This window comes from Dyadobacter sp. BE31 (assembly GCF_031457695.1).
Classification (GTDB): Bacteria; Bacteroidota; Bacteroidia; order Cytophagales; family Spirosomataceae; genus Dyadobacter.
Genome location: NZ_JAVDXA010000002.1, coordinates 675,694 through 699,006, shown reverse-complemented (window position 1 = coordinate 699,006; position 23,313 = coordinate 675,694). Strand labels below are relative to the sequence as shown.

The following is a 23,313-nucleotide window of genomic DNA, read 5'->3' as shown; positions in this document are numbered from 1 at the left end:
AAGGGGTTATGAAAAAGTCCTGTGTTCTTTTATTTCAACTATACCTCCTTGCTGCGGCTGCATTTGCGCAATCGGGCAGGCCTACCACATTCCCTGACGGCACTAAAATACCTGCCTGGTTTTCAGACACATCCAAAATCGATTTAAAAATCCTCGGAAAGCAGTTTGTGATTACGGAACACGGCGTTTCTCAGGATAGCAACACGGTGCAAACCGCTGCGATCCAGCGCGTCATCGACCGGGCGAATGAGCAGGGCGGCGGCGTGATCGTGATTCCCAAAGGTACATTTTTGAGCGGGGCGCTGTTTTTTAGACCCAAAACACATTTGTATGTGGCGAAAGGCGCTGTACTGAAAGGTTCGGACAAGATCACCGATTATCCGATGATGGCGTCCCGGATGGAAGGACAAAACCTGGACTATTTCCCCGCATTAGTCAATGCATACGGTGTGAACGGCTTTACGATTTCGGGCAAGGGCATCATCGACGGCAACGGGCTGAACTACTGGAAGGCATTCTGGCAGCGGCGGAAGGAGAACCCGAACTGTACCAACCTGGAAGTATCGCGACCGCGGCTGGTTTTTATCTGGAAAAGTAACGATGTGCAAGTTCAGGATGTGACACTTCAAAATTCGGGTTTCTGGACGAGCCATTATTATCAATGCAACAATATTAAAATCCTGAACGTCAGGATCACCGCGCCGCATGAGCCTGTCAAAGCGCCGAGCACGGACGCGATCGACCTGGATGTATGCAGTAATGTGCTGGTCAAAGGCTGCTATCTGGCTGTGAACGACGACGCCATTGCTTTGAAAGGCGGAAAAGGCCCATACGCGGATACCGACCCGGGCAACGGTGCCAATACGAACATCATTATCGAGGACACCCATTTCGGGTTCTGCCACGCGGCGCTCACGTGCGGGAGCGAGGCCATTCACAACAAAAATGTGGTAATGCGCAACTGCCATATCGAGAACGCCATGCGCGTGCTCTGGCTGAAAATGCGGCCCGACACCCCTCAGAAATATGAATTTATCAGTGTCGAAAACGTGGATGGTTACGCTTACAGCCTCATTTACGTGAAACCCTGGAAGCAATTCTTCGATCTGAAAGGGCGAAAAGATGTTCCGCTCTCCTACTCCGACCATATCAGCCTGAAAAACATCAAATTGAGATGTGAGGTGTTTTTCGACGTAAGTCCGGGCGAGTATGATAAGCTATCAAAGTTCAATTTCGAAAACCTGGACATTACGGCGAAAAACACGGCTTACGACAAGTCTGTGGTAAATGACTTCACGCTTACGAATGTCAAAGTGAACGAAAAGATGATCCGTTAGCCGCCCAGGTACCGGCAGGCGAGCTGGTACAGTTCGGAGACGAAGGCGTCGTAGGCGATAAAAATGTCGGGCTTCGCGATGAAATCCCTCGCGCCTGCACGGATACATTTTTCTCGCGTGGACACGACGGACGACGTGGAGGTCGCGAATACGGCAACGTCCGGATAAGTCGTTTTGAGCTCATCCATAATGTCATAGCCATTTTTACCGGGCATATTCAGGTCCGACAGTATGAGTTCGGGTAACTCGCCCGGCGAACCATGCAGCCACTCCGTAAGCTGGTCGCCATTGCCGAACTCCCCGAGGATTTCGAATTTCCCGGAAGCCCTGAACGCCTCCGACATAAAGAAGCGCTCATCTTCATCATTTTCAACAATCGCAAGTCTGAATATTTTCATGTGCAGGGCTTAGATTTGGGGTAACATGATATGGAAACTGGCACCCTTTCCGTGCGCCGATTCGGCCCAGATTTTACCCCGGTGCCGCTCGACTACCTTTTTACAAACCGCGAGGCCTACGCCGTTGCCGGGGTACTGACTGGCAAAATGCAGCCTTCTGAAAATCTCAAAGATCTTATCCAGGTTTTCGGGGGAAATACCGATACCGTTGTCTTCGACGACGAACCGTACGCAACCATCTTCTAGCCAGGATTTCACCGCCACTTCCGGCTCCCTGCCGTTCGTGAATTTCAGGGCATTACCCAGAAGATTCTGGAAAAGCTGCACAAGTTGTACGCGGTCCCCGTAGATAAACGCCACTCCGGTATCCACACGGATCTGCGCGCGCGACTGCTCGACGGCGTCGTTCAGGTTCTGGATCGCTTCGGCAATCATATCTTCCACATTCAGCTTCTGATGTTGAAGCCCTACCTTGCTGACTTGCGAATAATGGAGCAGGCTATCGATGAGTTCGTGCATGCGTTGCGCAGCCCGGATCCCCTTTCCAATGCTAAGTTTCAGGAGATCGAACTTTTGCTGATCGACGTGCTGGTCCATCAGATATAAAAAGCTTCTTACAGTCCGTACGGGTTCTTTCAAATCATGTGAAACAATGGCCGTAAACTGTTCCAGCTCGCGGTTCACGGACGACAGTTCACTGTTGGCCACTGAAAGTTCCTGTGCTAACTGCCTGTACTTGTCGGAACTCTCCCGCAATGCCTGCTCGTTCATTTTTCGCTCGGTCAGGTCTCGTGTAACTTTCGAAAAGCCACTCAGCCGGCCCTCGGCATCATATACGGCGGTAATGACCACATTCGCCCAGAAACGGCTCCCGTCTTTACGTAAACGCCACCCTTCCTCTTCGTACTTACCGGTTGACCTCGCAACTTTCAGTTCCCAGGCCGGCTTTCCGTTAAGAATATCCTCTTCGGGATAAAAAATGGCGAAATACTTTCCGATCACATCGTCCGCGCTATAACCTTTAATACGCCTCGCCCCCTCGTTCCAGCTGACGATGCAGCCTTTCGTATCGAGCATGAAAATGCCATAATCGCCCACCTGCTCCACCATCAACCGATAGCGTTGTTCACTTTCAAGCAAATCGAATTGTTTGTTCTTTTGTTCCGTGATGTCGCGTAACAGAGCGCAATATCCCACAAGACCTTCCGAATCATCAAAAAGCGGGGAATATGAGATTTCTGCCCAGTACCTGGTGCGGTCTTTCCTCAACTTCCAGCCCTCGGCTACACATTTCTTCTTTTTCAGAGCCTCGTCCAGCTCGTTACTGAGTGTGATGGGATCGTCCTGGCAGTCGTCTATCACGCGAAACGGCTTTCCTGCTATTTCAGCCTCATTATAGCCTGTAATAGCACTCGCAGCCGCATTGCAAGTCGTTATTCTGCCTGTTTTGTCCAGCAAAAAGATACCCTCTGCGAGGTTGCGGAAAATCAGGTTACTGTTCAAATGCATGAATGGGTAAGGTACAAATTAGGGAAGAACTGCAGCAAATTCCGTGCCAAAAAAAATCAGGCGTGCCGGAGCTAAGCCAGCACGCCTGAATTACATTCACATCCATGGTTTTTAACCAATATGGTGGCCAGCTACATGGCCGCCATCGAGATTGATCACCTCGCCGGTGATGAAGTTGCTGCCTGCCAGGTACAATGCAAGCTGTGCAACGTCTTCCGTTTCGCCGATGCGATCCACGAGGTGCAGGCCCGCAAGACTGTCGGCGTCACTAACGCCGGTTTTCGCTTGAAGCGGGCTGCGGATAATGCCGGGCGCGATCGCATTTACACGAATATTGTTCTTGCCAAACTCCGCCGCCAGCTGCCGCGTCAATGCATGAATACCTCCCTTGCTCGCAATAGGTGCCGTTGCCGGGAAGCCGCCGATCGCGTGGTCCACGAGCACGGTACCGATGTTGATGATCGAACCTTCACCCTGTTGCAGCATTTGTCGGATGGCTGCCTGGCTTGTAAAATAAGTACCTTTCAGGTTGATGCCCAGGAAATAGTCGAGATGGGCTTCGTCCACTTCCAGAAAGCTGCGGGGTTCGAATACGCCTGCATTATTGACGAGCACATCTACGCTGCCAAACCTGGTTACGGCGGTGTCGACCAGCAACTGGCCCGTTGCACGCTTACTAATGTCCCCCGCGACCATGACCAGGCGGTCGTGGTTACCCAGCTCGTTATACGTAGCCACGAGATTGTCCCGGTTGGCCGAATTGATGAGCACGTTGTGTCCGTGTTCGAGAAAAAGACTGGCTACTGCTTTACCGATACCGGTGGATGCGCCGGTTACGATGATGGTCTGTGTTTTCATGATGTCAGGTCTGTTACTGTTTTCTTTGAGCGGTAATCCCTTTTTCGCGGAGGACGGAAACTTGTTCTCCGGCGTAGCCCCAGTCGTCGAGTTCCACTTCCTGGATCACGACGTGAGTGAGATGGGGATCTTTGTCGAGCACGTCGGTGATCAGCTGTGTTACGCCGGCGATGAGCTCCTGTTTTTGTTTGCGGGTAACACCTTCGCGGGTCACCTCGATTTTTACATATGGCATGATTACTGCATTTAAAAGGGTTATCAATGTATTGGCTGTCAATCCATCACTGCGTTTTGACAATACAAAGGAACCCTGCTCAGCGCAGACCATTGCGTGACCTACATCACAAGTTCGCTCGCCCTGAGGTATCGTTAATGCTCCCCTTCGCAATCCTCTTCTTCGTCGTCGGCATCGTCGGCCGGACCGAAGAAAATAGCTTCTCTCGCGTTTGGAGTGCCGGGAAGTTGGTATGGAAACAATGCTTGTGAAACCATCATCTTTATTTTTGCGGGATTTAAATACAGGATTTCTCACCAACGCCGCACCAGGCGAGCCATAGGACTATGGCAAACTGATATTGAGCCATTTACACGCGTGTTTTGTTTATCAAAATGAGAGGTGTTTCTCAAAAATGAAGTATTCTAACCCTCTGTTACTGCGCATTGCTTTCATACCGCATTTGCATTGCCGGGCAAATAGTGAGAAATTGCGCGCCCAATTTTCCAAAACAATGACAACTCCTGTTTTCTGCGGCATCGATTTCGGCACTTCCAATTCCAGCCTCGCAATAGCAAACCAAGACGACGTTTTCCTGATTCCGGTAGAAAACGACCATAAAACAATCCCCAGCGCGATGTTTTTTGCGCGGAAAGATAACGAGGCATTCTTCGGACGGGCAGCGATGGAACGCTTCCTGGGCCGTCATCCGGGCAGGCTGATGCGAAGCCTGAAACGCGTGCTGGGAACACCCGCCATGCGCCAGGGCACGATGGTGAATGGCGAACTGATGAAGTTCGACCAGATCGTTGCCGCCTTCCTGGACCAGATGAAGAAAAAGGCGGAGGCCGATTGCGGCACCGAACTGAAACACGTCGTGATGGGCCGGCCGGTGCATTTCATAGACAACGATCCTGCCGCCGACGAACGGGCCGAAAACGAGCTGAAAGCAATCGCCAAAAGCCTGGGCTTCGAGCATGTGGGCTTCCAGTTTGAACCCATTGCGGCCGCATTTGCGCACGAGGCACGTATAACGGGCGAAAAGTTAGCCATGGTGGTCGACCTCGGCGGCGGAACTTCCGATTTCACCATTATCCGTCTTTCCAAAGACAATGCCCGCAAACACGACCGCAGCGGCGATATCCTTGCGAATACCGGCGTGCGCCTCGGCGGGAACGACTTTGACAAGGACCTCAGCCTCGCCCGCATGATGCCCGAGCTGGGCTTCCGCACTACTTACGGCGCCAAGAACCTGGAAGTCCCTTCCTATCATTATTTCGATCTTTCGGAATGGAGCAAGGTTAACTTCCTGTACACCAACCGGACGATCTTCCAGGCCAAGCAGCTGCTCCGCGAGACCCATTCGCCTGAAAAATACGGGAGGCTGATCAGCGTCCTCGAACAGGAAAGCGGCCACGCGGTACTGGCTGAAACCGAAAATATCAAGATCGGCCTCACGCAAAACGAAGCATACATGGCTTCCCTACCGTTTATCGACGAAAATTTGCAGATCAATGTCGAGCGTGATGTGTTCAACGAGGCCATAGGTACCAAGACGCAACGAATTATCGACGCGGCCAAACAATGCCTGCAAAGCGCAGCGATCGCGCCGGAGGCGATCGGCCTGGTGATTATGACGGGCGGCTCTACTGAAATTCCGCTGATCCAGGAACGTTTCCGCGAGCTGTTCCCTGCCGCCGAATGGTCGGAGGAGAACAAACTTTCGAGTGTCGGACTGGGCCTCGCTTACGATGCAAGGAGCCGGTTTTCCTAAGCAGAGTTAGACTCTTTGCCGGTCATCTTACACGTACCGCTTACGCGGCTCGCCGCAATCTCTTTGCTGGTATCGTTTGCTTCGGATACTGATATCTGGTTATACTTGCACTATGTCCATTTCAGATAGAAGCATCTTAATACTCGGCTGTTTCGATACCAAGGGCGATGTATTCTCCTACCTGCGGGAATGCATTGCCGCTCAGGGCGAAACGGTGATAACCGTCAACACGGGCGTTTTTGGCACTACCAGCGCATTCCCCGTCGATTTTGAGGCCGCTGCCGTTGCCGCCGCGGCCGGTTACGATATTACCGGCCTCCGTCGCGACCGCGACCGGGGCAAAGCGATCGACATCATGGGACGTGGTGCTTCGAGGCTGGTTTCACAGCTTTATCATGAAGGAAAAATCAAGGCTGTTGTAGGCATGGGCGGCGGGGGCGGCACTTACATTGCTCTTTCTGCGATGCAGGGCATTCCTTTCGGAGTACCGAAGGTTTGCCTGACTACATTGGCCACAAAAGACCTTTCCCGGCAAATCGGTGATAAAGATATTACGCTGATCCCATCCGTGGTGGACGTGGCCGGCATGAACCATATTTTAAGGCAATTGGTCGCCCAGGCCGCAGCGGCCGTTTGCGCAATGGCCAATATCGACACCGCCGATCACCCGGCAAAGGCGCGCAGCATTGCCATCAGCATGTTCGGGAACACGACGGCCTGCGTCGACAAATGCACTGAGCTCCTCACCCTTGCCGGTTATGAAGTACTGGCTTTCCACGCAACCGGTGTAGGCGGCAAAACGATGGAATCGCTGATCCGCGAGGGCTGTTTCGACGCCGTACTCGATATTACCACCACCGAACTGGCCGACGATCTCTGCGGCGGTATTTGCAGCGCAGGCCCGGAAAGGCTCACTGCCGCCGCAGAGATGGGTATTCCACAAGTGGTAGTTCCAGGCTGTATGGATATGGTGAATTTCGCGCACCCCGACACCATCCCGCACGCATTCGCGGGCAGGCACCTGTACAGCTGGGCGCCCGACGTAACGCTCATGCGTACGGACGAGCGTGAGAATGCGATCCTGGGCGAACGCCTCGCGCGCAAGGTAAGCCGTTCTCCGGTTCCCGCGGCAGTGGTGTTACCGTTGAAGGGAATTTCGCAGGTCGCTTCGGAAGGCGGCATATTCCATAACCCGGCGGCCGACGAGGCATTGTTTGCGGCAATCCGCGCCCATGTATCCGGCAACGTATCTGTAACCGAGGCCGATACGCATATCAACGATCCGGCATTCGCACATTTGCTGGTGAAAACATTGCTCGGGTTAATGCAGAAGAAACAGCAGTAAAAAAATAATCAATCCAATCACTTAACAACCGAAACAAGAACATGCCTAATCCATGGACAGGTAAGGGAAATCCTTATACGAAACAGGAAGTAAGAGACCGCCTGCAAGCGACGATAGATCAGGGCAAAGCCATTATCGCAGCCGGTGCCGGCACCGGTATCAGTGCCAAATTCATCGAAAAAGGCGGCGCCGACCTGATTATCATCTACAACTCGGGGCGCTTCCGGATGGCCGGGCACGGCTCTACGGCCGGTTTGATGGCCTATGGCGATGCCAACGCAGTGGCAATGGAAATCGGTGAGTTCGAGGTGTTGCCCGTGGTGGAAGAAATACCGGTGATCTGCGGCGTACACGGCTCCGATCCCCGCCGCAGAATGTGGCACCATTTGCTGAAAGTGAAGGAAATGGGCTTTTCCGGCGTCAATAATTTCCCTACCCACAGCATTGTGGACGGGCATTTCAGGCAGGTGCTGGAAGAAACCGGGATGGGTTTTGCCAAAGAAGTGGAAATGGTCAGACTGGCGACAATGATGGATCTGTTCTCGATCGTGTACGTGGCTACGCCGGAAGAGGCGCGTCAGATGGCCGAGGTAGGTGCGGATGCCATTATTGCACATGTTGGCACCACCGTGGGAGGTTCTATCGGCGTGGTAGATGCCACTTGCAGCATGGACGAAGCCATTGAACGCACGCAGCGCATCGGTGACGCCGCACGGGAAGTGAATCCCAATGTATTTGTACTCGCACACGGCGGCCCCGTGAATACCCCCGCCGACGTCCGCGAAGTACTCTCGAAAAGCGACATTCACGGCTTCGTAGGCGCCTCATCGCTCGAACGCATGGGCGTAGAGCAGTCGCTTACCGAGCTCACGCGGGACTTTAAACGGTTGACGTTGGGATAGCGGCTGGCGGTATTGAACGGTATTGCAATAGACCATAGACGATAGACCATGGACCATGGTTTGTTACTTGATTGTAACACACCTTCATGGTCTATGGCCCATGGTCTATGGTCTATGGTCTATCGTCAATGGCCCATTGTCTACGTCCCCAGATCATCTGAACGATGACCCTTCTGACGCGATCAATACAACATAACCTTCTTCACCACCGTGCCGCCGCTGGTGCTCACCCGGACAAGCACTATCCCACTCGCTGCCTCAGAGAGATTTAGGATTGATGCTTTTGAAGTCTTCATAATACGCCCCGAAAGATCATAAACCGTCACCCGTTCAACCGCTTCACTCGATCGGATGTGCAGCTGATGGGAGGCGTCGGCCCAAACGGTGACCGAATGCTCCGGACCGCCAAAGCGTATTGCTGCCACGCGCGAGCGTTCGTTGGTACCATCGAAATCGGTTTGTCGCAGGCGGTAGTAGCTCCGGCCGGCGAGCGGCTTTTCGTCGCGGAATGTGTAGTCCTTCACGACCGAAGTGGTAGCATTGCCATCCACGAAACCAATATCGCTCCAATGGAATGCATCCGCGCTACGCTCGACGTAGAAACCGGCGTTGTCGGTCTCCGAGGTGGTGCGCCATTCGAGTTTTACGATCGTGTTTTCAATGCGGGCATTGAAAGACACAAGTGTTACGGGCATCGGATCGTCGAAATGCAGCTTCACTACATTCGATTCGTAAAGGACCTTCCAGCCGGGCCCCAGCCCCGTCACCGAGCTGAATGTACCCAATACGGACGTGGCACCGACGATCGTGATTTCATCCCCGATGACCGGCGTGTAGTTAATTGTTACCGCCAGCGTGCCACCCAGTGTAGCCACACCCGTCACGGCAACCTGATCATAATCGGTACCTGCCGCGCTCACGCCATTCACTTCGATAGCCATAATACTGTTGGTGAAATTGTGGCTGTTACTGAATGTGAGCTTGCCGGGCGAATATCCTGGCGATAATGTACCACCATTACTGGTGAGTGATGACGGATTAATGGTGCCGGTCCCCCTGAAAACGCCGCCGGTGTTGTTGTTGAACGAGCCGCCCTGGCGCGTCAGCAGAAGCGTTATTTTGCCTGGTCCTCCGATCTTCACGGTACCCCCATTTTCAAAAACGCCCTCGGAGCGGATGCCGTCGTGCGACCATTCGAGATTGACGGTACCACCTGTATTATTCAGGAACGTCGCCTGGTTGCGGATACCGAAGTCGCCGGTATAACTGATAGCTCCCGTAGTGATATTTCCGGCATTGGTGAATGTGTTCTGAAAATTCCTGATGGCCGCGATCGTCGATCCGTCAATGCGGATATCGCCGTTGTCTTCATTGTTAAAGGCCGCTTCGTTGAAAATACCATTGATCCCGGGTGAAGTATTGGCTCCGATCGTCAGTTTCGCGTCGTTAATGAACGTGCCTGCCGAATGATAAAGCCCGGTATCTTTCGAACGATCGATACGGATGTGGCCGGCGCCGTGGTTAGTAAAGGTGGAGCGGTTTACCATGCCGTAAGTCGCCAAAATTTCAGGGCCGACGAGTGTAACAGCACCGCCGATTGTGATTTCCGCCTCGTTCGTAAATATACCGGATGGCGTTTTCAACAAGATACCGGTAGCGCGGTCGATCGTGATTTTCCCGGTGTTTGTAAATGAACCCTGATTTTCGAGGCCATCGACACCCACCCCGGAAAGCGATCCTATTTTCAAATTTCCGGCATTGGTGAAATTCGCACCGGGCGCTGGTGCATCCGCATTCGTTTGTAACAAGCCTGCGACAGAGGATTTATCGATATAAATATTCGCCCCGGCATTGTTTTTAAATTCTCCGGTATTTCTCAAACCATATTGCCCGATGTCGTTGCTGTTGCCAAGGAGAATGTTGCTGTTGTTGGTGAAAGTACCGGCAATGTGGTACAAACCCACGTCGGTTGTGCGGGCGATCTCGATCTGGCCTCCCGGATTGTTGGTGAATGCCGCCCGGCTTTCGATACCGGTCGCTCCCCCGGAAAAACTGATGCCGATCCAGAGCTGCGAAGCATTATTAAACGTTCCGGCAGCATGGTATAATGAAGAGCCCGTAGCCCGGTCGATCCACAGACTCGCTCCTCCTTCCTGTTCGAACACGCCCTCGTTGACGACACCGTGCGTCCCGGGGCTGGTTTTTCCGCCGACTACGATGGCACCCGCATTGGTAAATATGCCCGCTGCGTTGTATAATCCGATATCGGTCGTCCGGTCGATCTTCACGCTCCCGCCCGCATTGTTATAAAAGGTAGCCAGGTTACGGATTCCCACGGTACCCGCATCAGCCGCAGCCCCTATATTGATGGCCGCGGCATTATTGAAGGTTGCGTGTATAGATTTGGATTCATCGGCATTGTTGACCAACGCCCTCAATGTGCTGTTACCGATCGCGATTTCGGCACCTGCATTGTTATTAAAAATAGCATCATTCCAAATGCCGTGCAGGCCTACGGATGCATTCTGTCCGATGATCAGCTTGTTCGCATTCGTCCATGTGCCGGCTGCATTGTACAATGCAGTATTGGCCGAACCGTCGATCCGCACGATGCCGGTCGCATTATTGTTGAATGTTTTTTGATTGATAATCCCGAAATCTCCCGCATTGGTAGTACCAGCAACGAGCGTACCATTATTATCAATTTTCCCATCATTATTAACACCTGCCGTAAAAGCGAATGGCGTGGTGTAGGCCGCATTTGCGCTGATTGTCAGCACGGCTTCCGAACTGATCGTCAGCCAGGCATCGGACTCTACCTGCACCGAGCGAGCGGCCGCATTCACTCCGCTCCCAATAATAGGGCTTATCCCGCCAGCCGGAATCCGCACATCGTCATTCGCATCCGGTACCCCGGCCGACCAATTCGCCGGATTAGTCCAATCGGAGTCCGTGCTGCCGTTCCATTGCGTTTGCGCGAATGCATTCGCCGCATGCAGGATCAGTAATAGGTTTAGTATAGTTGATTTCATTCTTGTTGATTTAAATAAATGACGGCCGACAGCTGACCACCGACAGCCGATTGGCAAGAAGCATTGGCGGTCGGCCGTCGGTCGTCGGCGGTCCAAAAACTCACTTCCCAGGCTGCGCTACGTACCTCAAATATGGCTTCACAGTCTTCCAGCCGTCGGGGTATTTCTCTTTTGCCTCGGCGTCGGACACCGTGGGAACGATAATCACCTCGTCGCCGTCCTGCCAGTTCACCGGCGTGGCCACTTTATGCCGGGCGGTAAGTTGCATGGAGTCGAGGACGCGGAGGATTTCGTCGAAATTGCGCCCGGTTGTCATCGGGTACGTAAGGTTCAGCTTGATCTTCTTATCGGGACCGACAATGAACACCGAGCGAACGGTCTGGTTTGTTGCAGCGGTGCGGCCTTCGGAAGTACCCGATTCTTCGGCCGGAAGCATATCGTATAGCTTCGCGATAGCCAGATTCGGGTCGCCGATCATCGGATAGTTCACAGGATACCCTTGCGTTTCTTCAATATCCTTTTCCCATTTCAAATGGCTATCTACCGGGTCTACACTCAGGCCGATCACCTTACAGTTGCGCTGCGCGAATTCGGGCGCGAGCCTGGCCATGTACCCGAGCTCGGTCGTACACACGGGCGTAAAGTCTTTCGGGTGTGAAAAAAGGATAGCCCAGCCGTCGCCTATCCAATCGTGAAACTGGATGGAACCCTGGGTAGTGTCGGCCTGGAAATCCGGAGCGATGTCGTTGATTCTCAAACTCATGGTATGGAGCGATTAAAAGGTTAATAGATGATTGCGGTTGTTCAGGAGAATGCGGGCGGCCCGTCAGAAAAGCGTGTAGCGTTTACGACAGGTCTCGCATTCGTAGCATTCGGGTTTGAGCCTTCCGAGCGACACGATCTTCGCCAGGCGACCGGCCAGGCTCAGTTTCGGAGAAACGACCAGATTCCCGCCGCAAATCAGGCAGCGGATTCCCAGCACGGTTCGTTTAATAATAATTTTGTCGAGATCGAGCAAGCCCATAACACCGCCAAAAATGCCCCTCAGCAGGCATAGAGGCAAAAAAAAGGGACGAACGTCCATGTGGTGGGATGAATGTGGGGAGGTTTGGGAAGAGGGGCCGGTGATTTTGGCCGTTGACAACCGACCGCTGAGGATATTCTATTCGTTCACTGGCGGAATGCGTTAATTGCCTCCACCTTTCACTTAAAAGAAACTACATTTCAATCCACGATTTTACCCTGTTATATAGCCGTTCGGAGGAATTATTCGCAAAAATGAACAAGTTCCGCTCCAAACTGGGAACAGTCTAAGAAACGGCCGTCAGTGGTCGGTCGGCGGCGGTCCATCGTCGGCGGTCAAACAACCTCTACCCCTCCCCCACAATTCCCAACGCCCTCAAAACCTCCCCCCGGTACGACTTCCCGATCGGGAGCTTTTCGCCTTGGAGGGAGAGTTCGTTCGGAAAAACGTCCTCGATAAAATGCGAATTCACGACAAAGCGCCGGTGGATACGGATGAACCGCCCTGGTTCGAGCTGGTCCATGAAGTCGCTGATGGTGGAGCGGACCATTATTTTCTTTTGGGATGAAAGGTGGAGGAGGACGTAGTTGGCTTCGCTTTCCAGGTAATGGAGTTCGTCGAAGAATACCTTTCGGAATACGTAGCCATCCTTTACAAAAAGGAAGTTTCTCGGGACGGAAGCGATTCGCTTTTCGGCTTTGGCAGCGGTTTGTGTCCCTGTGAAATTATGAAATGCGATTTCGATCGCGGCGTAGAGCTCTTCTTTGGTAAACGGTTTTACAATATACGCATGGGGTTTCACCTTCTTGGCGCGATCGATGGTTTCAAAATCACTATTGGCGGTCAGGAAAATAAACGGCAGCTTGTAGGTTTCATTCAGCCGCTCGGCCACATCGAACCCATCCTTCCGGCCGGCAAGTTGGATGTCGAGTAAAAGTAGGTCCGGCTTCTCGGTTTCGAGCATTTCGAGGGCCTCGGTGTAGCTTAGCGCCGGACCACAATGGTTGTAGCCCAGCTCTTCGAGCGTGCCTACGATCGTACGCGCGATCACCAGCTCGTCTTCCACAATACCTATTTTCAGTTCTGCCATCAGGGTTTAGTCTTGATTTTTACGCACTTCGCGATTGGTGAAATCGACGGTAAACACGGCTCCATGGAGTGTCTGATAATGCACGCGCCCTCCTATTTGCCTGCCGAGATCGCTGACGAGCTGTAAACCGAGCGTCGTGGCACGTTTCAGATCGAAGCTTGCCGGGAGGCCGGGGCCGTTGTCGGAATACACCAGGCGGAACCGCCCTTCCGAAACAACACGCACCGTAACCCTTATTTCACCTTCGGATACATCTTTGAATGCATATTTAAACGAATTTGACAGCAATTCGTTCAAAATTAACCCCAACGGCACCGCAGAATCGATATCCAGGTGCACATCCGGCACATCCACGGCCAGCGAAACCTTTTTTTCCCTTTGAAATACACTCTGCACCTGCCTGCACAAATCCTCTATGAAGCGTTTCAGGTCAATGCTGCTGAGGTTTTCGAACTGGTATAGGTTCTGATGGATCAATGCAATGCTCCGTACCCGGTTCCGGCCTTCCTGCAATGCTTCGCGCGCCGCATCGTCGGTAAGGCTCTTGCCCTGCAATTCCAGCAGCCCCGAAATCACCTGCAAGTTGTTCTTCACGCGGTGATGGATTTCCTTCATCAACACATCCTTTTCCAAAAGCAATGCCGTTTGCTCCGACAGCGATTGTTTCAATTGAATAGTCCGCTCATTCACAGTCGCTTCCAACCTATCCTTCTCCCGCGCGAGTTGCCTGATCCTGAGCCGAACAAACAGGTAAATCAACAGCACTACCAACAGCGCGACGATCAACACAAAATACCATTGGAGGTAGACGGGCTTTAAAACTTCCAACGGAATGCTCAGCTCCGCCTTGTTCCAGGCCCCTTCGCGGTTCTGCGCCTTGATCCGCAGCACAAAATCACCGTAGGGTAGCCCGCTGATCCGTACTGAATTTTCATTAATGAAAACCCAGTTGCGGTCAAACCCCTCGATCTGATACGCATATCGATGGCCGGTGTACCGATGGCCCTCGTCTTTGGTAAAATCCAGCAACTGGAAATCCAGGGTAAAGAATTTATCGTCGGGTTCGAGTACGATCCGGGCGTTACGAAGCAAATCGGCGGTTTTGTTGACCAGCCCGTTAGCTGAACCCACAAACTGGTTGAATGCGATAATCCGCAACGGCACACTCAGCTGTGAAGTATCGGTTCTAAACTCGCGCGGGTCAAAACCGACTACCCCGTTGAGTCCGCCGAAATACAACTTGCCATCGGCCGCTTTGAATGACGACGTCCGGTTGAACTCGTTGTGCGAAATGCCGTCGGTGGTGGTGTACGTATTAATGGCGAAATCCTTGCGATTGAAACGAAGTAACCCGTAATCGGAACTGATCCAGAGGTTACCGAACCCATCCGGCTCGATGCGGTAGAGCACATCCGACGGAAACCCCGCCGTAATATTGAACTGCCTCGAACGGTTAGTCGCGGGATCCCAGCGGTAAAGTCCCTCCCCGTTCGTCGCAAGCCACCACGCGCCATCGGCATCCTGCCAGGCGTCGAGCAGGCTCAATGCATTCAGGAACGGCGATTTCAGCCTGACCATTTGCCATGCCCGGCCCCGCGCGGGATCGCCCGTGAGCTGGTACAACCCGTTTTCGGCCACAGCCCACACTCTACCGTGGCGACCTTTCAAAAACCGGTACACAAACCTCGCCTCCGGGTCGCCTGTCGACGGCAGAGACTCCAACCGGTTCGCCGCGGCATTGAAAATCGAAAACCCATTGATACACCCCAGCAGCAGAAGGCTGTCGTTCAGCGAGTAGAGCGACCATATCTCCGAAGGCGGCGGCATTGGGAAACCGACGAACCTTTTTAGTGTTTCGTTGAATCGCGACAATGCGAAGCCGCCGGTATAGAGCGCGCCGCCATGCCAGGCGAGGCCGTAGTTGATAAAATTATGACTGAACCCCTGCACGCGCTGGCCCTCCTGTATGAATGTATGACCCCACACGTTCGCGATCACACCGCCGCGCCCGTCCGCGAGGATGCCGCGCGCCTGACCATTCCGTTCCATTGTCTGCTGGCTGGTCGAGAAATAGGGTGTGAAACGGTTCTTTTTAATGGTCAGCTGCATCACTCCGGATGATGTGCAAAGCCATAGATTACCGAGTTTGTCGGGAAAAAGCTGGTAGATGAACAGGTTTTCAAACCCCTTCAACTCCGATTTACCGGTAATTTTCAGAAATGCGTGCTTATTCCAGAGATACAGCGCGTCGGTGGCAATGTAAAATGCCGTAGCCTGCCCGTCGGTAGCCGGCCGCACCTGGTACCAATACCGGCCCTTTACTCCATCCAGACCATATTGTTCCAGATTTTGAGCCGGCACAAGTTGCCCCTCGCTAGTGAGTTTATCCACGAAGAAGTGATTGACGTCCGTCGCGGTATTGTAGGTGATCAGCAGCTCGTCCTGGCTCGTCAAGGCGATGGGCAGTGAACGCAGGACATCATGCTGCATGAATGAGCTCACCTTATTGGCTTTCACCACATATTGCAACTGCTGGTTGTTCAGCTTCAAATGCGCGGTTCCTTTCATGAAAGTATTCACCGGCCCGGTGGTGCGGTAGTCGAGCAAGGAGTCCTGCCTCACCCACCCTTTCATTTCCAGCATCAGCCTGAAACCTCTTTTGGAAGAATACCGCCAGTACCGGAACGGCGAGGCGGTCAGGAAGCTGATTTCGCCAGTACCGTCATTCGCGATCCAGTAGACGTCCTTTTCCTTAAAAGGCAGATTGGGAAATGCGGCGGTGAGTGTCTTTACCTTCTGCGTCGTGGCATCCATCACGTCTATTTTCCCGACGGTGGTCAGCTGAAACCCGGCGCTGCCGTATTGGATAAAAAGGCGGTCGGCATCATCGACGGCCAGCTGCACCACTTTGTTTTCCTGAAGTCCATTCCGCTGCCGGTTAAAAAGCAGGCACTTACTTCCGTCGAAACGGTTGAGCCCATTGCGGGTCCCGAACCACAGGAAGCCCGACGAATCCTGCACCCCGCAGAACACCTCATGTGAGGCAAACCCGTTTTCAACGGAAAGCAATCGTTTGGTAATGGTGTATTCCAAACTGGTACGAATGGAATCGGTTTTCCCGAATACTGTCAGCGCATTCGGGAAAAGCAACAAAAACCATATGATGCGGAAACGGCACGGAGCAGGTTTCCATACCCGACGATCTGCCAATGACAACTACTTTGACGTGAATGCGGCAAGATAGCCGATTTTTCACAAATTACCGGTTCGGGGCAGCTGCACTCTTTGTTGACGTCGGTGGCAGCTATTCTCTGGATATCGAGCGGGCGGCGATGTAAACCGGCTAATGCGCATTCAGTTTCGGCAGCGATTGCCACCAGGCAACCAGCTTCCCGCTCAGTTCTTTCGTGATCTTCGCTTCCGTTGCTTCAAGATTGATCGTTTCGGCAGGATCCTTCACAATGTTGTATAGTTCGGTCTTGCTACCGTCGGCATCCATCAGCAGCTTCCATTCGCCCGAGCGCACGGCGAGACGCGGACTCCGGTCGTTGCCTTTCGGGTAGTTGTAGGCAATATCGTTTCGTCCGTATTCCCAAAACATTTCCCTTTTCCTGAGCGACGGCTTGCCCAGCAGGATCCCCGACCGGTCGACGCCGTCACCGTGATAGTTTTCAGGAATTTTCACCCCTGCGAGTTTGGATAATGTAGGCAAAAGGTCGGTAGCGTGCAGTTCCGAGCGGTCGTCGGTTTTATTGGCCGGAATATGTCCGGGCCAGCTAACGATGAAAGGCATCCGAATGCCGCCTTCGTACAGCGAAAGCTTCGATCCCCGGAGGCCTCCGCTTCGGGTGCCTCCGAAAGTAGGCAGCGCACCGTTGTCGCTGGTGAAAATAATGATCGTATTCTCAGCCAGGCCCAGCGCTTTCAGGCCGTCGAGCAGGCGGCCGATTTGTACGTCATATTCTTGGAGTACCCTTTTAAACGCCGCTTCTTCCTGCGGGTTCATCGGGAATTTGCCGGTATATTCGGTTTCCACTTTCGGTACCCAGGGCGTATGCACATCGTCGGGCCAGAGGTTTATGAAGCACGGCTGGCCTTTGTGCCGTTTCATGAAATCCAGTGTTTTGTCGACAAAGTATTTTGTACGGTCCCATCTTTTAATGCTGTCCTTTTCCGACCAGATCCAGTTCGTGGCGGTAATGGCCGGGTCCGGCTCGGGGCTTTCGTAGGTACTCGCATGCTCATCGAAGCCATATTGCGCAAATCCGGGCGCATTGGTCACGTCTCTCCCGCCGCCCATATGCCACTTGCCGAAATGCCCGGTGGCATAGCCCGCGTTCTTGAAAAAACGTGCCATCGAAGGCGCTTCGGGTGTCAGGTAGTCGATCTGCTCCGCATCTTTATTATGCTTTTGGGTATCCAGAAACGTGGTAAAGTTCCATTTCCCGGGTTGCATACCCGTGAGAATGCTTGCCCGCGAAGGCGAACAGATGGGCGCACCGCTATAATACTGCGTGAGTTTAAGACCACCGGCCGCGAGCCGGTCGATTTGCGGCGTAGGAACAAAGCGTCCGCCGTATGCGCCGATATCGCCGTAACCCATGTCGTCGGTCAGGATCACGATAATGTTCGGCTGGGATGGTGCCGCCTTCCGCTGTGCAATCGCCGGCAGCAAGCTGAATAGCAGTGTAATACAAACTAATGAACTGACTAATCCTATTTGTCTCATGAGATGGCATATGGCTGTAAACACCCCGGAGACAGCCGGTAAACGCGTTCCGGAGTGCTGATCAAAGTTTGCTAATACACCAAATCCATAGAATAGAACGGATTAATTAAAGATATTACTCGCTTTTCAAACTCCTGACCGGGTTCATCAGCGCGGCACGAATGCTCTGGAAGCTGACAGTGAACAATGCAATGGCGATGGACAATGCGCCCGCCAGCAGGAATACCCACCACCGGATGTCGGTATGATAGGCGAAATCCTGCAACCAGTTTTTCATGCCATACCAGGCAATGGGCGAGGCAATGAGAATGGCCACCAGCACGGGTTTGAGAAAATCCTTCGAAAGCAGCCCCACAATGCTCGGTACCGAGGCGCCCAGCACCTTTCTGACACCGATTTCCTTCGTCCGAAGCTCGGCCATGAACATCGAAAGCCCGAGCAAGCCCATGCAGGAAATGAGTATCGCAATGCCCGCGAAAACGCCGAACAGCAACTGCTGGGTTTGTTCACGCGCATATAGCTTGCCGAAGCGCTGGTCGAGGAATTCATATTGAAACGGCACATCCGGAAAACGGTTGCTCCATACCGAGCCGAGGTGCGCAAGCGCGCCCTGGATATCCTTGCCCGCTACCTGCACGGATACGCGCCCGAGGTGGCCCGGCTGGTAGAACATCACGATAGGCGCTACTTTCTGATGCAATGATTCGAAATGGTAATCGGTTGTGACGCCGATGATCTGCCCCCGCATTTCGCCATAGCCAAATCGGTTACCAATGGCATCCTCCGGGTTTTTCCAGCCCAGCAAGCGGGCGGCGGTGGCATTGAGGATAAACCCGTTGGTCCGGTCGGTCGGATACTGACGGGAGAAATTCCTCCCTGCCGCCATTTGGATCTGGTAAGCCGGAATGAAGTCCTCATCCACGGAAAGCGACTTGATACTGATTTGCGTAGGTGCCATCGAGTCGCCTTTCATCACATACGCATCCCACGAATCGAGCAGCCGGCCCGATGGAATGCGCGACGAACGCCCCACCTCCCGCACGCCCGCATGCTCCTTGAACCGCTGGCGGATCGCCTCGACATCAATCGTCGAATCATCGGGCATGCTGAATGTGACCACCTGGTCTTTGGCATATCCCAGCTTGTAATTCTGTATAAAATGCATCTGGTTGTAAACGACCGTCGTACTGATGATCAGTGTGACGGCGATCGCAAATTGGGCCACCACGAGGGTCTGCCTCAGTTTTCCATTTTTCAGGGCCGACGCAATCTTACCTTTCAATACCGCGATAGGCTGGAAACCCGTCATGAAAAATGCCGGATAACTACCCGCTACCAACCCCGTAAAAATCGTAATACCCAGCAGGATCGCCAGGAAAGCCGGGTCGAGCAACGCCGAAACGGAAAGCTGTTTCTGTGTAAAATTATTAAACAATGGCAGGCATAATACCGTGGCCACAAGGGCTATCACCACCGAAATCACGACGAGTACCACCGATTCGCTCAGGAACTGGTTCACCAGCTGCGTCCGTACCGCGCCTATGACCTTACGCATACCCACTTCCTTCGCGCGTGTGGCCGATTTGGCCGTAGCGAGGTTCATATAATTGATACAGGCGATCAGCAAAATGAAAATCGCAATCGCCGAAAACAGGTACACATACTGAATATCCCCATTCGCCTCGATTTCGGAATCCAGGTGAGAGCGCAGGTGAATGTCGGTGAGCTTCGTAAGGGTGAGCACAGAATACTTCGAAGCCTTGGGGTCGATGTGCTTGTTCTGGAATGCGGGAAATGCCGCCGCCAGTTTCCGGGCATCGTAATGCTTCGGCAAAAGCAGGAATGTCGAGAAAGAATTGTTGGCCCAGTTGGTACGAAGCCCCTCAGCGCCGTACACACGATTGTCGTTCAGGGTCGAGAATGAAACCAGGAAATTGGGATGAAAATGCGATTGCGAAGGTAGCGGCTCGAAAACGCCGGTAACCGTGTAGTCGAACTGGTTGTCCAGTCGCACCACCTTCCCGACGGGATCTTCATTCCCAAAATACTTCTCGGCCATTGGCTTGGAAAACATGATCGAAAAAGGGTTTTCGAGTGCTTTATCGGGGTTGCCCTGGTTTATTTTAAATGTAAAAACCTTGAAAATATTCGCCTCGGCGGCAAACATCTGGTCTTCCGAAAACCGCTTCTCGCCATATTTCACCAATGCCCCTGTTTCCAGCAGGCGAACGACCTCTTCTACCTGCGGAAAATCCTGCTTCACAAGCGGACCGAAAGGCGGTGCCGCGTGCCCGAGCCGCAGCGATTCCGTGCCGTCGTTGGCGAGGAAAGTGCGGTTCAGCCGGTAAATGCGATCGGCATGTTCATGAAAACGGTCGTATGCCAGCTCATCTTTCACATACAAGGCGAGCAGCAAAAAACAGGTCAGCCCCAGTGAAACGCCGGAAATGTTAATGAAACTGAAAGCCTTGTGCTTCGTCAGGTTCCGGAAGGCGATTTTCAGATAATTCTTGAACATGTTGTCGGTATTTAGGCCCGGCTAGGGCAGCGGAATGAATATCAGTTTGGTTAAATAGCAATAAATGCATGCCATTTCAATAGCACACTGAATATCAAAACTTTAACCAAAAACCCCTGTCCGAAAACGGACGCAGCCGTTCGTGGCTGCACGGCATTTGCGCCTTGAAAACGGACAATCCCGTTCGGTTCCGAACATTGCATTTCCTACAAAATATACTGTATTCCAAAAGGTTACAAACTGGCATGATACTTGAATCAGCGCTTTCATCTAATCAGCCATTATTTTATGAAAAACAAATTCCTCACGTTCATCCTGTTCTCCAACTTACTCACCCCCAGCTTATTCGCTCAGACCGACCCGCTTTCCCGGCGCATCGACTCCCTGGTGCAGGCCGCGCACCGCATTGGCGTTTTCAATGGAAATGTGATGGTGATCAGCAAAGGCCAAACCATTTACAAAGCCGCGGTAGGCTTCGCCGATGGCAGCCGGCAATACCCGCTGACGATGCAAAAACGGTTCGATATCGGCTCCATTGCCAAGGAGTTCAATGGTGTATCGATCATGCTTCTCGCCGAAAAAAAGAAACTGTCGGTAACCGACCCCTTACGCAAATACTTTCCCGAGCTCCCTGCCTGGGCCGACAGCATTCACATCTCGCATTTGCTCAGTTACACCAGCGGACTGCCCTCTACTGCCGCAAATACCGATCAGGGCGTCCTGAATGAGCTTCTTGCACTGAAAAACCTCGCGAACGCGCCTGGCAAGGCATACATATACAGTTACGCCAACGTGTACCTGCAACAGCGGATCGTCGAGAAGGTTTCCGGTTTGAAATACCAGGTATTTGTAGAGAAAAATATCCTGAAACCGCTCGATATGAAGCGTACGGTGATGGACCTGCCCCTAAACGACACCACGATGGCAATCGCTTTTAACAACAAGTTCATCAACGAAAAGCCCCGCGAAACTACCTCCGGCTGGCCCCGGCTGACGGCCGAAGACCTTTATCGGTTCGTTTCGGCGGTTGATAGTTACAAACTCGTCGGAAAAGCGTCGGTGCAACAGCTTTCCGAGCATTTCGGAGAAGGTGAAAGCAGCCTGGGTGAGGCAAAGTTCGAAAATGGCGAGTTGGTCTGGCACCAGCACCACGGCTCCAATTATAACTACGAAGCGTTGGTCACACACGATCTGAAAAACGACCGGTTCGTGATACTGACGACCAGCAACCAGAATTTCAAAGTGCGGCAGCTCACTACGGCCATCCTCTCGATCCTCGACCATAAGCCCTACACCGTTCCCAAACGCTCGCTGTACCTCGAACTCCGCGATGAAATGCTCGCCGATTTCGACGCCGGCGTGGCTTTTTACCGGACGGCCACCGAACAGAAAAAAGACGTGTACGATCTGGCTTTCCCGATCGGCGACCTCGTCAATACCGGCAAGTTCCTCATGCGCCGCAACCGCATCGACGACGCGATCAGGGTATTCACGCTCGGGCTCCTGCTGGATTTGCAGGATAAAGACTATGGCATCGCCTGCCAGTTCATTGCAGAGGCATATAAACAGCAGGGCAAGAACGACATGGCGGTTTTATATGCACAGCGGGCCATCCGCAAAGATCCCGACAATAAGATTGCCCGCTCTATCCTGGATCAGACAGGTATTGCCGGCAAAAACTAATAACAGAAAGCCGCGGGTTGCTTGTACCCGCGCAAACCTTTGAACCAGATGTAAAGTAACTGGAAGAACTTGGGGGTGGTACGGACTGGCCGGTGCTTCCGGCCTGTGGTTTGCAAACTTGCCGAATTCCCGGCACCGGGGCCTTGTGCGGCCGATGCTGCTACCAGAACGTCCAATGCCCCATTAGTAAGCGTGTAAATGTCCTCGTGAAGTTCGTCGAGCAGGTTGGCCGCCCGGCCGCGGAGATGCTGCCTGTCGGCGATTTGAAGGGTAGTGTTGACGGCGAAGTCGTAAATTTCCTGCGAAAGCTGGTCACAAAGCTCGCACATATCCACGGTGCGTTCGGGAAGAATAATGTTTCTGGCCTTCATTTCCTGGATTTTGCGTTCGGTTTTCGCGACCAGTTCGGCCCGGATTTCATTCAAATTCATGTTATGGGTGCTGTTAGAGGAGTATGTAAGAGCGCATAAACGCTCTCAGAAATATTAGCAATATTTTAATAAAATCAAAGGTTTTAATTTTTTTCTAATCGGTATCGGTCGGCTCTGACCCGGGTATGCCCTACTTTTAGCGCCTCATCATTGGATTAGGAATGTTTATAGGCTACTTGCCATACGGGGCGGAAGATACTTTTTCAGAAAAACTTCAGATGGCGGGATGCCATCAAATCATCAGGGAAATGGAAGCCGGCAACAGGTCCGGCCTGTCGGGAGTAATCAACGGATTGAACGAAGGCGATGTGCTGATCCTGTGCCATAGCAGCCACGCGGGAACGGAAACGGACTTCCTGCGTGTACTCGTGCAGGTCGGCAGCAAATGCGCCCATTTTGTTTCCATCGACGAGGATTTCGATACCCTGCGCGACACGACATTACACTTCGCCGAAGCTTCAAGCTAAGC

19 protein-coding genes are annotated in these 23,313 nt (G+C 52.9%); 7 read left to right on the top strand and 12 right to left on the bottom strand.

The window, feature by feature from the left end; all coding sequences use genetic code 11:
- Positions 1–8 precede the first annotated feature (8 nt).
- A complete protein-coding gene (locus J2Y43_RS11685; protein WP_309982615.1) occupies positions 9–1,337 on the top strand; it encodes a glycosyl hydrolase family 28 protein in 1,329 nt (442 codons plus the stop codon).
- Here the strand turns inward: J2Y43_RS11685 and J2Y43_RS11680 are convergent.
- The 5 genes from J2Y43_RS11680 to J2Y43_RS11660 all read right to left on the bottom strand — a co-directional run bounded on the left by J2Y43_RS11680 (position 1,334) and on the right by J2Y43_RS11660 (position 4,597).
- Positions 1,334–1,735: a response regulator gene (locus J2Y43_RS11680; RefSeq protein ID WP_309982613.1), complete on the bottom strand. Its 402-nt coding sequence runs from the start codon at positions 1,733–1,735 to the stop codon at positions 1,334–1,336. The two genes, J2Y43_RS11685 and J2Y43_RS11680, sit on opposite strands and share 4 nt — an antisense overlap.
- A 9-nt stretch (positions 1,736–1,744) precedes the next feature.
- Complete coding sequence (locus J2Y43_RS11675) at positions 1,745–3,244, bottom strand: PAS domain S-box protein (protein ID WP_309982611.1); 1,500 nt, start codon at positions 3,242–3,244, stop codon at positions 1,745–1,747.
- A 111-nt stretch (positions 3,245–3,355) separates the two neighbouring features.
- Positions 3,356–4,102 carry an SDR family oxidoreductase gene (locus J2Y43_RS11670; protein WP_309982609.1) on the bottom strand — a complete coding sequence of 249 codons (747 nt, stop codon included), beginning with the start codon at positions 4,100–4,102 and terminating at the stop codon, positions 3,356–3,358.
- Positions 4,103–4,115: 13 nt separating this feature from the next.
- Complete coding sequence (locus tag J2Y43_RS11665) at positions 4,116–4,337, bottom strand: 4-oxalocrotonate tautomerase family protein (protein WP_309982607.1); 222 nt, start codon at positions 4,335–4,337, stop codon at positions 4,116–4,118.
- A 134-nt stretch (positions 4,338–4,471) separates the two neighbouring features.
- Positions 4,472–4,597, bottom strand: a complete 126-nt coding sequence (locus J2Y43_RS11660) for a hypothetical protein (RefSeq protein WP_309982605.1) — start codon at positions 4,595–4,597, stop codon at positions 4,472–4,474.
- A gap of 233 nt (positions 4,598–4,830) precedes the next feature.
- Here J2Y43_RS11660 and J2Y43_RS11655 point away from each other — a divergent pair, with 233 nt between their 5' ends.
- The 3 genes from J2Y43_RS11655 (at position 4,831) to J2Y43_RS11645 (ending at position 8,337) form a co-directional block, all read left to right on the top strand.
- Positions 4,831–6,090 (top strand): Hsp70 family protein, encoded by a 1,260-nt coding sequence (locus J2Y43_RS11655; RefSeq protein WP_309982603.1) that lies wholly within the window; start codon positions 4,831–4,833, stop codon positions 6,088–6,090.
- A 112-nt stretch (positions 6,091–6,202) separates the two neighbouring features.
- Positions 6,203–7,435: a Tm-1-like ATP-binding domain-containing protein gene (locus J2Y43_RS11650; protein ID WP_309982601.1), complete on the top strand. Its 1,233-nt coding sequence runs from the start codon at positions 6,203–6,205 to the stop codon at positions 7,433–7,435.
- A gap of 41 nt (positions 7,436–7,476) precedes the next feature.
- The gene (locus tag J2Y43_RS11645) at positions 7,477–8,337 is read left to right on the top strand and encodes a phosphoenolpyruvate hydrolase family protein (RefSeq protein WP_309982599.1); all 861 of its coding nucleotides are present in this window, start codon (positions 7,477–7,479) and stop codon (positions 8,335–8,337) included.
- 182 nt (positions 8,338–8,519) lie between these two features.
- On the opposite strand, the gene J2Y43_RS11640 is transcribed toward J2Y43_RS11645, so the two are convergent.
- Together J2Y43_RS11640 and J2Y43_RS11635 are read right to left on the bottom strand one after the other, a co-directional pair.
- The gene (locus J2Y43_RS11640; protein WP_309982597.1) at positions 8,520–11,369 is read right to left on the bottom strand and encodes a T9SS type A sorting domain-containing protein; all 2,850 of its coding nucleotides are present in this window, start codon (positions 11,367–11,369) and stop codon (positions 8,520–8,522) included.
- A 100-nt stretch (positions 11,370–11,469) separates the two neighbouring features.
- A complete protein-coding gene (locus J2Y43_RS11635) occupies positions 11,470–12,132 on the bottom strand; it encodes a peroxiredoxin (protein WP_309982595.1) in 663 nt (220 codons plus the stop codon).
- Positions 12,133–12,159: 27 nt separating this feature from the next.
- Here J2Y43_RS11635 and J2Y43_RS11630 point away from each other — a divergent pair, with 27 nt between their 5' ends.
- A complete protein-coding gene (locus J2Y43_RS11630; protein WP_309982593.1) occupies positions 12,160–12,426 on the top strand; it encodes a hypothetical protein in 267 nt (88 codons plus the stop codon).
- Between the two features lie 313 nt (positions 12,427–12,739).
- Here the strand turns inward: J2Y43_RS11630 and J2Y43_RS11625 are convergent, their stop codons facing one another.
- The 4 genes from J2Y43_RS11625 to J2Y43_RS11610 all read right to left on the bottom strand — a co-directional run bounded on the left by J2Y43_RS11625 (position 12,740) and on the right by J2Y43_RS11610 (position 20,730).
- On the bottom strand, positions 12,740–13,483 hold the full coding sequence (locus J2Y43_RS11625) for a response regulator (protein ID WP_309982591.1): 744 nt from the start codon (positions 13,481–13,483) through the stop codon (positions 12,740–12,742).
- Positions 13,484–13,489: 6 nt separating this feature from the next.
- Positions 13,490–16,693, bottom strand: coding sequence for a histidine kinase dimerization/phosphoacceptor domain -containing protein (locus J2Y43_RS11620; protein WP_309982589.1), 3,204 nt, complete (start codon positions 16,691–16,693; stop codon positions 13,490–13,492).
- Positions 16,694–16,826: 133 nt separating this feature from the next.
- Entirely contained in the window at positions 16,827–18,212 is a 1,386-nt protein-coding gene (locus tag J2Y43_RS11615; RefSeq protein WP_309982587.1) for a sulfatase-like hydrolase/transferase, read from the bottom strand.
- A 115-nt stretch (positions 18,213–18,327) separates the two neighbouring features.
- Positions 18,328–20,730 carry an ABC transporter permease gene (locus J2Y43_RS11610; protein WP_309982585.1) on the bottom strand — a complete coding sequence of 801 codons (2,403 nt, stop codon included), beginning with the start codon at positions 20,728–20,730 and terminating at the stop codon, positions 18,328–18,330.
- Between the two features lie 288 nt (positions 20,731–21,018).
- On the opposite strand from J2Y43_RS11610, the gene J2Y43_RS11605 reads away from it, so the two are divergent.
- Complete coding sequence (locus J2Y43_RS11605) at positions 21,019–22,413, top strand: serine hydrolase (RefSeq protein WP_309982583.1); 1,395 nt, start codon at positions 21,019–21,021, stop codon at positions 22,411–22,413.
- On the opposite strand, the gene J2Y43_RS11600 is transcribed toward J2Y43_RS11605, so the two are convergent.
- Positions 22,410–22,844, bottom strand: a complete 435-nt coding sequence (locus J2Y43_RS11600; RefSeq protein WP_309982581.1) for a hypothetical protein — start codon at positions 22,842–22,844, stop codon at positions 22,410–22,412. The two genes, J2Y43_RS11605 and J2Y43_RS11600, sit on opposite strands and share 4 nt — an antisense overlap.
- 248 nt (positions 22,845–23,092) lie before the next feature.
- On the opposite strand from J2Y43_RS11600, the gene J2Y43_RS11595 reads away from it, so the two are divergent.
- Positions 23,093–23,311 carry a hypothetical protein gene (locus J2Y43_RS11595; RefSeq protein ID WP_309982579.1) on the top strand — a complete coding sequence of 73 codons (219 nt, stop codon included), beginning with the start codon at positions 23,093–23,095 and terminating at the stop codon, positions 23,309–23,311.
- Positions 23,312–23,313: the final 2 nt, after the last annotated feature.

Bases quoted from the DNA above. Each gene is read 5' to 3' on its own strand.
- J2Y43_RS11680 (WP_309982613.1), bottom strand. From the start codon at position 1,735: ATGAAAATATTCAGACTTGCGATTGTTGAAAATGATGAAGATGAGCGC.
- J2Y43_RS11650 (WP_309982601.1), top strand. From the start codon at position 6,203: ATGTCCATTTCAGATAGAAGCATCTTAATACTCGGCTGTTTCGATACC.
- J2Y43_RS11665 (WP_309982607.1), bottom strand. From the start codon at position 4,337: ATGCCATATGTAAAAATCGAGGTGACCCGCGAAGGTGTTACCCGCAAA.
- J2Y43_RS11670 (WP_309982609.1), bottom strand. From the start codon at position 4,102: ATGAAAACACAGACCATCATCGTAACCGGCGCATCCACCGGTATCGGT.
- J2Y43_RS11625 (WP_309982591.1), bottom strand. From the start codon at position 13,483: ATGGCAGAACTGAAAATAGGTATTGTGGAAGACGAGCTGGTGATCGCG.
- J2Y43_RS11605 (WP_309982583.1), top strand. From the start codon at position 21,019: ATGAAAAACAAATTCCTCACGTTCATCCTGTTCTCCAACTTACTCACC.
- J2Y43_RS11645 (WP_309982599.1), top strand. From the start codon at position 7,477: ATGCCTAATCCATGGACAGGTAAGGGAAATCCTTATACGAAACAGGAA.
- J2Y43_RS11640 (WP_309982597.1), bottom strand. From the start codon at position 11,369: ATGAAATCAACTATACTAAACCTATTACTGATCCTGCATGCGGCGAAT.
- J2Y43_RS11630 (WP_309982593.1), top strand. From the start codon at position 12,160: ATGATTGCGGTTGTTCAGGAGAATGCGGGCGGCCCGTCAGAAAAGCGT.
- J2Y43_RS11610 (WP_309982585.1), bottom strand. From the start codon at position 20,730: ATGTTCAAGAATTATCTGAAAATCGCCTTCCGGAACCTGACGAAGCAC.
- J2Y43_RS11635 (WP_309982595.1), bottom strand. From the start codon at position 12,132: ATGAGTTTGAGAATCAACGACATCGCTCCGGATTTCCAGGCCGACACT.
- J2Y43_RS11660 (WP_309982605.1), bottom strand. From the start codon at position 4,597: ATGATGGTTTCACAAGCATTGTTTCCATACCAACTTCCCGGCACTCCA.
- J2Y43_RS11655 (WP_309982603.1), top strand. From the start codon at position 4,831: ATGACAACTCCTGTTTTCTGCGGCATCGATTTCGGCACTTCCAATTCC.
- J2Y43_RS11675 (WP_309982611.1), bottom strand. From the start codon at position 3,244: ATGCATTTGAACAGTAACCTGATTTTCCGCAACCTCGCAGAGGGTATC.
- J2Y43_RS11685 (WP_309982615.1), top strand. From the start codon at position 9: ATGAAAAAGTCCTGTGTTCTTTTATTTCAACTATACCTCCTTGCTGCG.
- J2Y43_RS11615 (WP_309982587.1), bottom strand. From the start codon at position 18,212: ATGAGACAAATAGGATTAGTCAGTTCATTAGTTTGTATTACACTGCTA.
- J2Y43_RS11600 (WP_309982581.1), bottom strand. From the start codon at position 22,844: ATGAATTTGAATGAAATCCGGGCCGAACTGGTCGCGAAAACCGAACGC.
- J2Y43_RS11595 (WP_309982579.1), top strand. From the start codon at position 23,093: ATGGAAGCCGGCAACAGGTCCGGCCTGTCGGGAGTAATCAACGGATTG.